Below are 14,406 nucleotides of genomic sequence, written 5' to 3'. Positions count from 1 at the left end.
TATAACAATAGGAGGTAGAGAGATGGAAAACAAACATCGAACACATGAACAACATCCACATAAACATAGTCTGGCTTGTGGTCATACTAAAATTAAACATGATGATCACATTGATTACGTACACAATGGTCACCTTCACCACGAACATAACGGTCACTGGGATGAGTGTAAAATTCCAGTATCCGAAACGAACCCTAATGAGTGTGCTCCAATGAATTGCGGTTGCACTCATGATGAAGATTGCGGTCACGAACTAGTTCCTCATGGAGATCACATGGATTACCTCGTTGATGGGCGCTTACATCATGTTCATGGGGATCATTGTGATGATCATGGCCCAGTAAAATTAGTTAGTGTGCAGTAGATCATTATTTTATTTAAATGCTCCTCTATAAAGGGTTCTTGTCTTTTTAAGAACTCTCGCTAGGGATTGATATGACAACTCCATTTTTTAAGTGAGTTTTTTTGATTTAATTAACTAAGAAGCACCATTTCCACTGCTTCCATTCAACAACCTATCCCATAAGCAAAAGCAGGAACCTATTGGCTCCTGCTTTTGCTTTTTGCGATTTATTAAATTCCGCTTCACTCTCTTGTTATAAACTGAGATACAGTTTTCAGATCGCTTTTCCCATTTTATATTGAGTCTAGAAGGATCCATCTAAGTGGCCTCTCGTTTCCTAAAATAATCTAATTCGATCTTTATATTGCTTGATTAACTGTTTGTTATGATTATCAGAGCCGTCGATATTCCCACTTTTAAAAATCGGAGGCGTCTTACCTTGTTGAGTGAGCTTCTCGATGACACCTGCCATGATAGCGTTCATGATCATAAGTCCAATAACAGAAGAGGACGGTCCAAACGAAAGGTCACCTGATTGCAGGAGTCCATCTCCTGGCTCGGTATGATTGTTGATAACTAGATCGACTACATCTGCTAAAAGCTTGCCGTTAGTATGTCTAGATGGTTGGGATTGATTATAGAGAAGAGATGTGACACCAACCACAAAAGCTCCTTGCTTGTTTCCATGAAGCGCGATATCAATCGGCACGGGGTTTCTACCAGATGTTGAAGCTACGATTAATACGTCCTCGCTTCTTATATCTAATTGATCTTTGAAGGTATCCGTGTAATGGTGGCTACGTTCTAACTTAGATGATCGCTCCGCCCCTTTATGAAGCATAAGCTCTTCAATAAATATCGGCTGCACAGGGACAAGTCCTCCTGCACGGTAGAATACCTCTTCACCCAACATATGAGAGTGGCCGCACCCAAAGACTTGAACAATTCCGCCCTTGTTAATCGATTCAACGACTTTCTCTGCCGCCTGTTCAATTGCTTGGAGCTCAGTTGTTTCTATTTTTTTTATTAAAGATTCAATTTGATGAATATAGCATTTAATCAAAAGAAACCCCCTAATAACGCTTTAATTGAGAAGTAAATCGATAACGGTCTGCACGGTAAGAAGAGCGGACAATTTCAAAGGGTGTTCCGTTTTTTAAATACGTACACCGCTCAATTAATAAGATCGAGTCGCCTTTGTTGATATGTAACAATTCGACTTCAGCGTCATTCGCTAAAGCTGACTCTATCACTTGAGTGGCTTCTCCTATTACCAGGCGCAGCTTTTCTTCTATATATTGATACAATGATTGGTTGATAATTTCTTCAGTAAGCCCTTTAATGAGATTCGCTGAAATATAACACGTCTCAAGAGCCATTGGGATATTATCAGCCAACCGAATTCGTTTAATTTCATAAACTGGCGTATATTCAGCAATTTGAAGAGTAGCAGCTATTTTGGCAGAAGCAGGAATTAATTCAAACTTTAGAAGCTTGCTGCTTGGAGTCAGTCCTCTTGCTTTCATATCTTCTGTGAAGCTTGTCAATCCTTGCAAGGGCTGCTCAAACTTTTTCTCGGCTACATATGTGCCGCTCCCTTTTTTCCTGTATATGAGTCCTTCATTTACAAGGTTATTGATCGCTTGTCTAATCGTCATTCTGCTTACATCAAACTGCTCGGAGTATTCGCGCTCAGGCGGTAGAACATCACCAGGGTTTAATTCCCCATTCATAATTTGACCTTTAATGCATTCCTCAATCTGACTGTAGATTGGGAGAGGTGAATTTTTGTCAATCAACACATCGAACCTACTCCTTTTTGCTTAAAGTTTAATTCCGGTCCCCATTAATGCTTCTTTGTCCGCAATAATTGTAACATGCGGGTGTGATCTTAGAATAGAAGCAGGAAAGCTCTCGTTTGGTTCTTCACCAGATAACAGACGCTCTAAAGCCTCACTTTTAGCCTCACCCGAGACGAGCAATACGATTTCTTTGCTGGACATGATTGAAGCGATTCCCATCGTAATCGCATGGGTTGGCACTTCTTCTAAAGAAGAAAAGAAGCGTGCATTGGCTCTTCTTGTGGAATCAGCCAGCTCCACAACATGTGTATTACTCTCAAAAGACGTACCCGGTTCATTAAATCCAATATGACCGTTTGCACCTATTCCAAGAATTTGTAAATCGATCATGTGGCTCTTTATTTTCTTCTCGTATTCTTCACACTCTTGGCTGATATTCCTTGAATGCCCGTTTGGAAGATGAGCCTTTTCACTAGGAATATCAATATGTTGGAAGAAAAATTTATTCATGTAGTAGTGATAACTGTTAGGGTCATTTGGCTTTAGCCCCACGTATTCATCTAAGTTAAAAGTAGTGATATGTTTGAAAGACGTACCCTTTTGATGGGCCTCTATTAAGTGCTTGTATGTGCTTTTGGGTGTACTCCCGGTAGCAAGTCCTAAGGTCATCTCAGGGTTGTCTTGAATTTTTTCACTCACATAGTCAGCGGTAACTGAACCCATCTCATCATAGTCTTGCACTTTAATGATGTTCATGCTTCTTCTCTCCTTCATAGGCTATTTTTCCTTTGCAGATCGTTAAGACAACTTCGTGGTTCTCATCTAATAAAACGAGATCAGCCTTTTTCCCCACTGCAATACTTCCTACGTTATCCCAAATCCCTAATTGTTTAGCTGGGTTTTCAGCTGTCATTTTGGTAATATCTCTGAGGGAGCACCCTGTATAGTTCATCATGTTCCTCACAGCTTCATCCATCGTTAAGATGCTGCCCGCTAATGTTCCATCTTCTAATAATGCCTTCCCATCGACAACACTCACCTGCTGTCCGCCAAGATCGTAATCGCCTTCTCCGAGTCCTTTAGCACGCATCGCATCTGTGATTAAGATGATCTCGTTTGCGCCTTTTGCTTTAAACGTACTATTTACAACAGAGGGATGAATATGGACTCCATCGACAATCATTTCAGCTACTAGCTCAGAATGACTTAACGCAGCTCCTGCAACACCTGGTTCACGGTGATGTAGACCGCGCATTCCGTTGTAAAGATGCGTTACATGTGTAAGTCCTTTGTTAATGGCTTCTTGAACTTGAGCATACGTAGCATCCGAATGTCCAATGGAGGTGACCACTCCTCTTTTTTGCACCTCTTCTAAAAAGGGGAGTCCATTTTTTTGCTCAGGTGCCATCGTTATGAGCTTAATCAAATGACCTGATTGATTTTGCCATGTTAAAAACAGATCTATATCTGGATCTTTAATGTAATCGATCGGTTGTGCGCCAGCACGCTTAGTAGAAATAAACGGACCTTCTAAATGAATACCAATCATGTCTGCATGCGGAGTATGCCCTTCCATTTCTACAAATGCTGCAGCTTGTTTTAATGCCGATTCAATCAATTCATCTGATTGAGTGATCGTCGTGGCTAAAAAGCTAGTTGTTCCTTCTTTTGGAAGGAATTCGGCAATCCTTTTTAATGCATCGACACTGTTATCCATAACATCTGAACCATTCGCCCCATGGATGTGAAGGTCGATGAATCCAGGTAAGAGAGAATACTCGCTTGAAAACGCCAAAACAGTATCAGACTCGTTAGGCTTAAAATGAACCATTGAGCCGACCTCCACAATTTTCCCTTCGTTTATTCGAATAAATCCGTTGTCTAATTTTTGATTCTCTTCATAAATCATGACATCTGTAATCACAAGATTATTTTTAGTCATTAGTTCCCTCTCATTCTCATCCATTTCTTTTACTTTTATATTTGTCTATACCAATTATAGAATATTTTCTTTTGTAATTCAATAAACGTATGTCATAACGAATAAATTTAATTAATATGTATAGACATCTATACTTATCTAGTGCTACACTATTTTCATCTTTTATGAACATATTATGACTTAAGGAGATGAGGTACATGCTTGCATTTTTACAACGGATTGGTAAATCATTGATGCTACCAATTGCCGTACTTCCTGCTGCAGCGCTTCTATTAAGACTCGGGCAAGAAGACTTATTTAACGTTCCTTTTATGGCTGGTGCAGGAGCTGCAATTTTTGATAATCTTGCTCTCATATTCGCGATGGGTGTAGCCATTGGCTTTGCTCATGATAATAATGGATCTGCAGCCCTTGCTGGTGCGATCGGTTATTTTGTATTAGTAAATGGTACACAAGCGATTAATGAAAATATTGAAATGGCTGTTCTTGGTGGAATTATTACTGGTGTTATTGCTGGACTTTTATACAACCGCTTTCATAACATACGACTCCCGCAATGGTTAGGATTCTTCGCCGGAAGGAGATTTGTCCCAATCGTTACTGCAGCGACAATGGTTGTATTAGCTGGTATTTTTGGTGTCGTTTGGCCGCCGATTCAAGAACTGATAAACGGACTAGGCCAATGGATTATTGATGCTGGTGCTCTCGGTGCCGGTGTCTATGGATTTTTAAATCGTCTACTCATACCTATTGGACTGCATCATGTGTTAAATAGTTTAGTTTGGTTTGTATTTGGAGAATTTAACGGAGCAACTGGGGATTTAAACCGTTTCTTTGCGGGTGATCCTTCTGCAGGAATCTTTATGACCGGATTTTTCCCTGTGATGATGTTTGGGCTTCCGGCTGCATGTCTAGCAATTATTTTAACAGCAAGAAAAGAGAAGAAAAAACAAGTGACGGGGATGTTTTTAGGGTTAGCTCTTACCTCATTTTTAACAGGTATTACAGAACCGATTGAGTTTTCATTTATGTTCCTCTCCCCTTTATTGTATGTGATTCATGCCATTCTGACTGGAGCGTCTATGTCGATTACGTACTTACTAGATATTAGACATGGTTTTGGTTTCTCAGCAGGCTTTCTCGATTATGCATTAAACTTCTCAATCGCTCAACGGCCACTACTATTATTCGGTGTTGGATTAATTTATGGAGTGATCTATTTTGTCATCTTTTACTTCTTAATTCGTGTACTGAATTTAAAAACACCGGGTCGCGAGGACGATGACGAGATAGTGGAAGAGGCGACTGCTCCAGATGTGACTGGGGATAAATATCACACAATGGCTGTACAATTTATCGAAGCTTTAGGTGGAGTTGATAACCTGATATCAATTGATAACTGTGCTACCCGTTTACGTCTTCAGGTTGTGGATTCAAGCATCATTAATGAAAGCGCTCTAAAGAAAAGTGGGGCTCGCGGGGTGATGAAGTTACAAAAATCCAATGTCCAAGTGATTGTAGGAACGGACGTTGAATTTGTAAGTGACAAAATGAAGCAACTGAAGAAAGGTATGTAATTGGTGAAAAAGTAGTCTGAACCTAACTGGTTTCGACCAATTCACAGTACAGTTGACCTGCAAAATTACTGGTATAACATTATCAAGGATAAAAAAAGGAAAGGACATTACACACTTTATAGGTAATGTCCTTTCTCCTTGACTACACTCAATACTCAATAAGAAACTTAACTAAAGTCCCTTTATCAACATCTTATCTAATTCCCGCATCTTATCATAGGACGCTACCAGTTCTTCTGGCACTAAGGTTCTACCGTAGTCCCAGGCATTGGTTTCAATGGTTGCTTTAAGCGCTGCGATCTCTTCCTCATCACCGAAGATAAACGTCCTTAGGTCATGCTTGTTTTTCTTGAAATCTAAGTAATAGCCAATCTCATGATAGAGAATGATCTTAACGAAGTTTTCAGCAGTTATTTTCATTTTAATCCTACCCATATATGCGTTTACTTGGATATAATTAAATTTCATCGTATTAGTCGTTACGTTATAGCTCATCGGTGTGTCGAGTTCGTTGTTGAATTCATAGTCTATCTCTAGACCATGTTTGTCAAAAGTCTGTTTGATGATTCTCTCTATATCCCATATGTAAAGCATTATTAATCACCATATTCCTTCCTTATCTAGCGTGAATCGTATCTTCATTTACTTACTAGGATACGTTATTCTTTATCATTCACCTAGATGTCTTCTCTCCAAAATCTTTTACTCTAGTTTAAACACCTTAAACCCAATATCTACCCCTTCATTACTTTCGTCTTCACTTATTAATTCTCCCGCTCGGCGCAAACGCTCTTTGCCGATATCGCAGATCGTTTTTAAGTGGGGGTCTGAAGATTGAAATGAGGGCTTGATCTTCTCAGGTAGTTGAACGAGAATGAACTCCCTCTCTCCACCATCCTCCTTATTCAAGTGCATGACGGCATGTCCTACTGAAGCTGACCCTGAGAAGAAATCTAAGATGATATCGTCTCCCTTTGTGAAAAAGGATAGGATTTCACTGACGAATTTATAAGGCTTCGGATGATCAAATTTCAGCCCAATTTGGTTGAAGAAAGCTGCATCACTTCCGCCATAAGCAATAACTGATGGGATGTTTTCCATAAGGTGATCTTTCAATAAATATTTTCTTCTCGGCTGCGTTGTTTCATCCTTACCGAATACAATCTCATTACGCTCCATTAATTTCTTCATCGTCTGACTAGGATTCCTCCACCCTTTAGCTGGAACGGGGCATTCTTTTTTTGTTACAGGGTGAACTAATGGAACAAAATAATCATCAGGTGCTTTCCTGTTATTCGGCCATGCCATTGAGACGGCCTGATACACTTGTCCTTCCTCATCAATATTTGAGTATGCCGCTTCTCCGCGTGATAATGACTCTTCCTTTTTGATCCAAGCAGCAAATTCCTTGTTAATCGTTTTGAGGTTATAGTAGCTACTGTGCTCTTCTACTATATGTTGTGGAAGCTTGTACTTTTTCGCCACTTTCAACAGGTCTGTAGGGATATATTTCTCCCCCCGTTTCTTAAATAAACTCTCTGCTTTTTTCAGCATTTTCAGTGCATTTGGTTTTTTTCTCTTCATGCCGCCATTTGCTAGAAAAGCTGCTTTGTTTTTTGCGAAGCAAACGATTGATTCATGCTGCACAGCTACAGATGTCGCATCACCTTTAGGGTTTAATTTATCCCACACAATCGTACCAAGAGCGTTCTCTTCCCCATATAATTCATGTAAGATCGTGATCAGATGGTGTAGTTCATGCTCATCAATGTGAACAACGATCACCCCATCTTCTGTTAATAGATTCCTAGCCAGTTTTAAACGTGGGTACATAAAGTTTAACCACTCATTATGATGTTTACCTCTACGGAAGTTATCTTTATATACAAAATCCTTGCCCGTATTATAAGGAGGATCAATGTAGATCATGTTAACCTTCTGTTGATAGGACTGCTGTAAGATTCGTAACACTTCGAGGTTATCCCCTTCAATGTAGAGATTTTCCGTTGTGTTCCAATTCACACTTCCCTCTCTGGATGGCCTTAATGTGCCTGTTGGTTTCCTCCCTGCAAGGTTAATTGCTTCAGCCTTTCCATTCCACCTTAATTCAAAGCGTTCTTGTTTCGAATTTATACTCTCTCCACACACTAGTATACGTTGATCTAAATTGTCCTCTACCTTTTTCACGGAGCAGACCCCTTTTATTGTATTAATTACACGTTTAGCTGACCATGTCTTTTCTCTACTTTATTATTCTATTTTACTTGATTTATCCTATCAATCAAAACAAAAAAAGCTCACCATCTTGTATGATAGTGAGCTCGTGATGAGCGAAGCCATTACTCGTCCTCATTGTCTTCTTCTTCTTCTTCTGCTTCCTCTTCTTCTTTGTCAGATTCTTTTTCTTCTGAACTTGAGGTACTACTTTCTTCACTTTCGTCATTGTTGTCTTCTTTCTCAGGCTCAGGCTCTGGCTCTGTTTCTTCTTCTGGTTTTTCTTCTTTAGGCTCTTCTTCTTTTTCTTTCTCTTCTTCCTTTTTCTTCTTTTCTTCTTCTTTTCTCTGTTCTTCAGCTTTCTTTTCTTCTTCTTTCTTTTTCTCCTCTTCTTCTTTCTCTGCAGCTGAATCCTTTTCTTCTTCTTCACGATTGGACTCAACTTCTTCTTCCTCTACCTCTTCAGGCTCTTCGTCATCATTTTCTGTAGACACCCGTTCTTCTTCTCTTCTTTCTCTTTCTTGCTCTTTACGTTTTTGTTCTTGTTCTCTTTCTTGTTGTCTTTCTCTACGTTCTTGTGCTTTCTCTTTTTCTTCTTCCTCTTTTACTGCCTCTTGCTTTTTCTCTAACTCATCTTCTACTAAGCTATAGGCATCCTTCACATCTGTTCCAGTAACGAATAACTCTGTGACGATATCACTTTGTGAAGAACTGCTTGTTGCTCGTTCACCTGTTTTTGTATCTACGTCTATTTCTTGTACAGAATCAGGCTTCGTGAAGTCACTTGTTTCCTCATTTACCATACCCGTCATTACTTCTCGGAAGATATGTTGAGCAATTTGGCGATCTTCTCTCGTACTGATATACGTATCTTCACTAATTCTTGGATACCCTGTCCATACTGCAGCTGTGTAATTAGAAGTGTAACCAGCAAACCACACGTCAGGTACCCCTTCATCAATGTTGTACTTTTGTTTCGTTTCTTCATTAAAGTTCGTCGTACCCGTTTTACCTGCTACTGGAACACCATCAATACTAGCATGACGACCTGTTCCTTCTTCTACTACACTCTTTAACATGTCCGTTACCATATAGGCTGTGTAATCATTCATTGCCTTAACGCCCTCAGGCTGCATATTAATTTCTTTGCCATTTGGGAATACGACTTTTCGAACAGCATGAGGCTCGTTATAGGTGCCACCATTACCGAACGCAGCGTAAGCACCACCTAGTTCTAAAGGTGAGATCCCTTTTTCAAATGAACCAAGTGCGTACGATTCATAAGCAGAACCTTCAATTGATATTCCTACATTCTCGGCAAATTGCTTAGCATCAGCCTCGCCAACTTCTTGGAATGTCTTTACAGCAGGTATGTTCCACGATTGTGTCAACGCTTCGCGAATTGACATCACTCCGTGGTATTCACCATTATAATTACGAATCACTTGGTCGCTTCCAGTATACGTCATTTCCTCATCTTCAATTTGTTGATAAGTGGACCATTTTAAATGTTCAATTGCCGGTCCATAACTTAAGATCGGTTTGATCGTAGAACCTGGTGAACGTTGGATGTTAGTTGCATAGTTTGAACGATCTTTCCCAGATTCTTGGTTACGTCCGCCACCAATTGCTTTAATTTCACCTGTTTGATTATCAATGACCGTCACTCCAGCTTGAAAACGATCATCTGGATAGCTAACGAATTCGTCTGAATTTAATACTTGTTCCACATGAGCTTGTGCATCTGGATCATAAGTCGTGTAAATCTTTAAGCCGCCGTTATAGATCATCGAAGAAGTCATGCCTTCAATTTGTTCCAATTCCTTATACACTTGATCCATAAAAGCATCCGAAATCGACTCTTCTTCTGATTTTTCGTTTAGCATCTCTTCGATCGAAACACTTTGTTCCTCATTATATTCATCAGCCGTAATAAATTGATGCTCTCTCATCACATATAAAACGGTGTCTCGTCTTTCTTTGGCTAGATCCGGGTTTTGATAAGGATCATAACCAGATGGACGTTGCGGAAGACCTGCTAATAAGGCTGCCTCATTCACAGTCAAATCTTGCACGTCTTTTCCAAAATAAGTATCTGCTGCTGTAACAATTCCGTATGCACCATTACCAAAATATATTTTATTTAAATAAAGTTCTAGAATCTCATCTTTGGTATAGTGCTTTTCAAGTTCTAACGCTAAGTATGCTTCTTGAACCTTCCTTGTTACCGATTTTTCTGAAGTGAGCAATGAATTTTTAACCACTTGCTGGGTGATGGTACTTCCACCCTCTGCACCAAATCCATTTGTAATATTTGAAACGACGGCTCCCCCAATTCGTTTGATATCTAATCCAGAATGTTCATGGAAACGCACATCTTCAATGGCGATAAATGCATCCTTGACATGATCCGGAATATCTTCAATCGAAGTAGATTGTCTGTTTTCACCATTACTTAATGAAATGATTTCCTCATCACTCTGATCATAAAGAGTGGATGAGTTAGCAAAGGCAAATGTATCATCATCTATAGACGGTGCACTTTGAACCAATCCATAAATCTGAACACTCCCGATCGCCCCTGCAACGACTATTAATATTGTGAACACTGTCATAACTTTTATAAAAAGGCTACTCTTTTTCTTCCCCTTTTTCTTTTCTTGTCTAGTTTGAGGTTGATTTGCCATACAACTAGTCCCCCACTTTCAAAATAGATTACGTTATCTCTTTCCCTATAATCTATCTATTAAAACACTCAATCTAGTGGGAACTTTTCCCTTCCATTCTATAGAAATAAGTTCCTTCATTAAATAGAAGGATAAAAGGAGACTCAAAAAATGATTTCCTAAAATAATTTCACCGCATATGCCGTTTTTATCAGATAAGCGTGAATAAAATCGAATGATGTCAGTAGGCTCCATCGAGCGGAAAACGGGTTATTCCTTGATTTATACGGTGTTTATATAAAAACAATCGTATGTATACCATGTTTTTACAGCGCTAGTTTTTGTTATTTTCCCACAAACAGACCCATAATTTGGCGAAAGTGAGACTATTTATCTCATTGTAATTTCATATATTACAAGTATATTTCAGTTTGATTAAGTAGAGCTAGAATGCTTGCCTTTATGATCCAATGGCTGTTACGATTACAAACGTTGAACGAAGTAAGGAGGTATTCACTTTGAAAAAACAACCACATTCAAAGATTTTACGGAACTTCGGACTGCCGCTTGCTACAGCTGGAGTGTTACTTTTTGCATCACCAGCCATCTCAGAGGCAAGTGATGTTAGTAGTAACCTACTTATAAAAGGTGTAGAAGGCGAGAGCGTCCATTTAGTTCAAGAACTCTTGCATGAAAAAGGCTTACTAGATAAAGCCGAAGTAACAGGTACATTCACAAAAGAAACGGCAAAAGCTGTTTCCACATATCAAGAAAAACATGGTCTTGTCGTTGATGGCATTGCTGGTCCACAAACAGTTGGTGCAATCAAAGTGCTTGAGAAAGGCGACAAAGGCGAGTACGTAGAAGATCTTCAAGGTCAATTACTAGATTTAGGCTTCTATGAAGGTAACAAAGATGGACTATTTGGTCCGTTAACTCATGCAGCCGTCAAAGGTTTCCAATCTGCTCAAGGCATCCAAGTTGATGGAATTGCCGGTCCAGAGACATTTGCGAACCTTTACTATACAAACCCTGCAACTCCTGCTGCTGAAAAAGCTGTAGCAGCAACTCCTGTAGAAGAAGCTCCTGCAGAGGAGCCTGCTGTTGAAGAGCCTGTTGTTGAGGAACCTGCTGTTGAGGAACCTGCTGTTGAGGAACCTGCTGTTGAGGAACCTGCTGTTGAGGAAGCTCCAGTAGAAACAGCTCCTGAAACAGAAGAAGCACAAGAGCCTGCAGAACAACCTGCTGAAGAACCAGCAGCTACAGAAGAGCCTGCTGTTGAAGAAACTGAAGCACAAGAGGAAGAAGCAGCTCCAACATCTTCTGACCAAGCAACATTTGAAATGGAAGCTACTGCTTATACAGCATATTGTGAAGGATGTTCTGGTGTAACAGCAACTGGTATCGACTTACGTGAGAATCCTAATCAAAAAGTTGTAGCAGTTGACCCATCAGTTATTCCATTAGGTTCACGCGTACACGTTGAAGGTTACGGTGAAGCGATTGCTGGTGACACTGGTGGCGCAATCCAAGGGAATAAAGTAGACCTTTTCATGCCATCTCAAGATGATGCAATTAACTTTGGTCGCCAAACAGTTACAGTTACTGTATTAGATTAATAGAATGAATAAAAGCACCATCTGTCTAAGCAGATGGTGCTTTTTCTATGCTTATTTTGTCCAACCAGGCTCATACGTATAAATCGCTTCTCCCCCATGTTGGGCATTTCCTCTGAAATCCTTAATATCAGCTTGAGCCACTAATACCGCTCTAAATGCTAAGAAGTTTCCTTTATTGACTCTGTACGATTCTATTTCTCCATTCCTTAATTGATCCAGAATACCTTTAGCCTCTTCTACTGTCATTATGCTTCTCTCCCCTATACTTATGTCTGACTATTGAGTATGATATTGATAATTAAAAGAATTAGCCACGACTCTATTAAACTAGATCAAGGAGGATTTGTAAATCAATGATTATCTATAAAGAAAATCAACCGATTTTCCCTGAACAATTAGCTGAGGTCTTTTTCCAATCGACGATAAAAAGGCCATACACGGACCTAACTCGTTTAAAGAAAATGATCGAGGCTTCCCCCCTTCTTATTACAGCTTGGGACGATGAAAAGCTAGTGGGTGTGGCTCGTTCACTAACTGATTTTTCGTATTGCTGTTATCTTTCTGATTTAGCGGTTAGAGAAGATTATCAGCGCAAAGGAATCGGTGAGGAGCTTATTAAACGGACTAAAGAAGCAATTGGTCCAACCTGTTCGCTTGTCTTATTATCGGCTCCAGACGCTCTTGATTATTACCCTAAAGTAGGATTTAAAAAAGCAGATCATGCTTTCTTCATTCAAAGAGACATGTAAAAGGCCAGTAGAGTACTATGCTCTACTGGCCTTTTTATTAGGATTGAATCGTTTTTAAAGCTTCTTTAGGGGCTAGATACTCGTACCCTAGATCACGAGCAACCGCTTCATATGTGACCGTTCCTGCAGCTGTGTTTAAGCCTAGCTCTAATGCAGGGTTTTCCTCAATTGCTCGGTGAACGCCTTTACTCGCAATTTGAAGAGCATATGGAATCGTTACATTCGTAAGAGCAATCGTCGAAGTACGTGGTACCGCTCCTGGCATATTGGCTACAGCATAATGGACGACATCATGCTTTGTATAGGTTGGCTCATCATGAGTTGTGATGCGATCAACGGTTTCAATAATACCACCTTGGTCAATAGCCACATCAACGACAACCGATCCAGGTTTCATTGTTTTAATCATTTCTTCTGTTACAAGCTTAGGTGCTTTTGCTCCTGGAATTAAGACTGCACCAATCACTAGATCCGATTCTGCGACTGCTTCTGCAATGTTTAGTGGATTGGACATCATCGTTTGAATATCCGTACCATATAGATCATCTAGCTGACGAAGTCGTTCAGGACTTAGATCCATAATCGTTACATCGGCACCGAGTCCCATCGCAATTTTAGCTGCATTCGTACCAACCACACCGCCACCAATAACAGTTACTTTGCCACGTTTTACACCAGGGACACCTGATAATAAAATTCCTTTTCCACCTTTAGGCTTTTCAAGAAACTGTGCTCCAATTTGAGAAGCCATTCTTCCTGCCACTTCACTCATAGGTGTAAGTAGAGGTAAGGTCCGTCCAACTTGAACGGTCTCATAAGCGATAGCCGTTACTTCTTTTTCGACTAGAGCCTTCGCCAGTTCTGCCTCAGCTGCTAAATGTAAGTACGTAAACAAGATGAGTCCTTTACGGAAATACGCATATTCTGATGGAAGTGGCTCTTTTACCTTCATGATCATATCCGCTTTTTCCCAAATAGCTGCTGGGTCCGCCTCAATCTCCGCACCAGCTTGAATGTATTGCTCGTCTTCAAATCCACTTCCAAGACCCGCATGTTGTTCAATTAAAACATGATGACCTGCTTGCACAAGTGTCATTACACTAGCAGGAGTCATAGCTACACGATTTTCATTGTTTTTAATTTCCATCGGTACACCAATTAACATACAACCATCCTCCTTCAATTTCAGTAATCGTCTTCTTTCCATCAGTATAATCATTTTTCATCAAACTGACTTTGTGGCAAATAGTCAAACTATTCACTTTTCTCTTGTGGAATCCAACAAATAAACACCCATGATTTACCAATATTAAAAACAAAGGTTAACTATATTCTTCTACCTTACCCATTTTCACCTTTATGTACCTATTCTATCCATTGATCCCTGATCCTTTTTACATAATGTCATGTGTATGCTCTTAAATTTAGACACAGATAGAAGTTTTAAGTGGTTTATGGTAGGATAGAATCGATAAGTAGAAGAGGTGAGAATAC

13 protein-coding genes are annotated in these 14,406 nt (G+C 39.8%); 4 read left to right on the top strand and 9 right to left on the bottom strand.

Annotation, left to right across the window (positions count from 1 at the left end):
• The first annotated feature begins 22 nt into the window (after positions 1-22).
• Complete coding sequence (locus AB3N04_RS19150; RefSeq protein WP_368504150.1) at positions 23-364, top strand: hypothetical protein; 342 nt, start codon at positions 23-25, stop codon at positions 362-364.
• A 316-nt stretch (positions 365-680) separates the two neighbouring features.
• Here AB3N04_RS19150 and AB3N04_RS19145 read toward each other — a convergent pair whose 3' ends face one another.
• Genes AB3N04_RS19145 through nagA form a run of 4 tightly spaced genes read right to left on the bottom strand, consistent with a single transcriptional unit; the run spans position 681 to position 4,087 of the window.
• Positions 681-1,406 (bottom strand): SIS domain-containing protein, encoded by a 726-nt coding sequence (locus AB3N04_RS19145; RefSeq protein ID WP_368504149.1) that lies wholly within the window; start codon positions 1,404-1,406, stop codon positions 681-683.
• A 10-nt stretch (positions 1,407-1,416) separates the two neighbouring features.
• Complete coding sequence (locus AB3N04_RS19140; protein WP_368506103.1) at positions 1,417-2,142, bottom strand: GntR family transcriptional regulator; 726 nt, start codon at positions 2,140-2,142, stop codon at positions 1,417-1,419.
• A gap of 24 nt (positions 2,143-2,166) precedes the next feature.
• Positions 2,167-2,901: a glucosamine-6-phosphate deaminase gene (nagB, locus tag AB3N04_RS19135; RefSeq protein WP_368504148.1), complete on the bottom strand. Its 735-nt coding sequence runs from the start codon at positions 2,899-2,901 to the stop codon at positions 2,167-2,169.
• Positions 2,888-4,087, bottom strand: a complete 1,200-nt coding sequence (nagA, locus tag AB3N04_RS19130; RefSeq protein ID WP_368504147.1) for an N-acetylglucosamine-6-phosphate deacetylase — start codon at positions 4,085-4,087, stop codon at positions 2,888-2,890. Before nagA ends, nagB begins: the two co-directional genes overlap by 14 nt.
• A 197-nt stretch (positions 4,088-4,284) precedes the next feature.
• On the opposite strand from nagA, the gene nagE reads away from it, so the two are divergent.
• Positions 4,285-5,664, top strand: coding sequence for an N-acetylglucosamine-specific PTS transporter subunit IIBC (gene nagE / locus AB3N04_RS19125; RefSeq protein ID WP_368504146.1), 1,380 nt, complete (start codon positions 4,285-4,287; stop codon positions 5,662-5,664).
• A gap of 171 nt (positions 5,665-5,835) precedes the next feature.
• Here the strand turns inward: nagE and AB3N04_RS19120 are convergent, their stop codons facing one another.
• The 3 genes from AB3N04_RS19120 to AB3N04_RS19110 form a co-directional block, all read right to left on the bottom strand.
• The gene (locus AB3N04_RS19120) at positions 5,836-6,258 is read right to left on the bottom strand and encodes a hypothetical protein (RefSeq protein ID WP_368504145.1); all 423 of its coding nucleotides are present in this window, start codon (positions 6,256-6,258) and stop codon (positions 5,836-5,838) included.
• A 108-nt stretch (positions 6,259-6,366) separates the two neighbouring features.
• Positions 6,367-7,851 carry a site-specific DNA-methyltransferase gene (locus AB3N04_RS19115; protein ID WP_368504144.1) on the bottom strand — a complete coding sequence of 495 codons (1,485 nt, stop codon included), beginning with the start codon at positions 7,849-7,851 and terminating at the stop codon, positions 6,367-6,369.
• 152 nt (positions 7,852-8,003) lie between these two features.
• A complete protein-coding gene (locus AB3N04_RS19110) occupies positions 8,004-10,565 on the bottom strand; it encodes a transglycosylase domain-containing protein (RefSeq protein WP_368504143.1) in 2,562 nt (853 codons plus the stop codon).
• A 497-nt stretch (positions 10,566-11,062) separates the two neighbouring features.
• On the opposite strand from AB3N04_RS19110, the gene AB3N04_RS19105 reads away from it, so the two are divergent.
• Positions 11,063-12,163, top strand: coding sequence for a peptidoglycan-binding protein (locus AB3N04_RS19105; protein ID WP_368504142.1), 1,101 nt, complete (start codon positions 11,063-11,065; stop codon positions 12,161-12,163).
• A gap of 51 nt (positions 12,164-12,214) precedes the next feature.
• Here the strand turns inward: AB3N04_RS19105 and AB3N04_RS19100 are convergent, their stop codons facing one another.
• Positions 12,215-12,409, bottom strand: coding sequence for a hypothetical protein (locus tag AB3N04_RS19100; RefSeq protein WP_368504141.1), 195 nt, complete (start codon positions 12,407-12,409; stop codon positions 12,215-12,217).
• Between the two features lie 107 nt (positions 12,410-12,516).
• Between AB3N04_RS19100 and AB3N04_RS19095 the strand changes: the two genes are divergently transcribed.
• The gene (locus AB3N04_RS19095) at positions 12,517-12,912 is read left to right on the top strand and encodes a GNAT family N-acetyltransferase (RefSeq protein ID WP_368504139.1); all 396 of its coding nucleotides are present in this window, start codon (positions 12,517-12,519) and stop codon (positions 12,910-12,912) included.
• A gap of 37 nt (positions 12,913-12,949) precedes the next feature.
• Here the strand turns inward: AB3N04_RS19095 and ald are convergent, their stop codons facing one another.
• The gene (gene ald, locus AB3N04_RS19090) at positions 12,950-14,077 is read right to left on the bottom strand and encodes an alanine dehydrogenase (protein ID WP_368504138.1); all 1,128 of its coding nucleotides are present in this window, start codon (positions 14,075-14,077) and stop codon (positions 12,950-12,952) included.
• Positions 14,078-14,406 lie beyond the last annotated feature (329 nt).

Origin of the sequence: Alkalihalophilus sp. As8PL, from assembly GCF_040939795.1 — a bacterium.
Lineage (GTDB): Bacteria > Bacillota > Bacilli > Bacillales > Bacillaceae_D > Alkalihalophilus > Alkalihalophilus lindianensis.
Note: the sequence above shows the minus strand (reverse complement) of the source record. Positions and strands in the feature narration are given on the sequence as shown.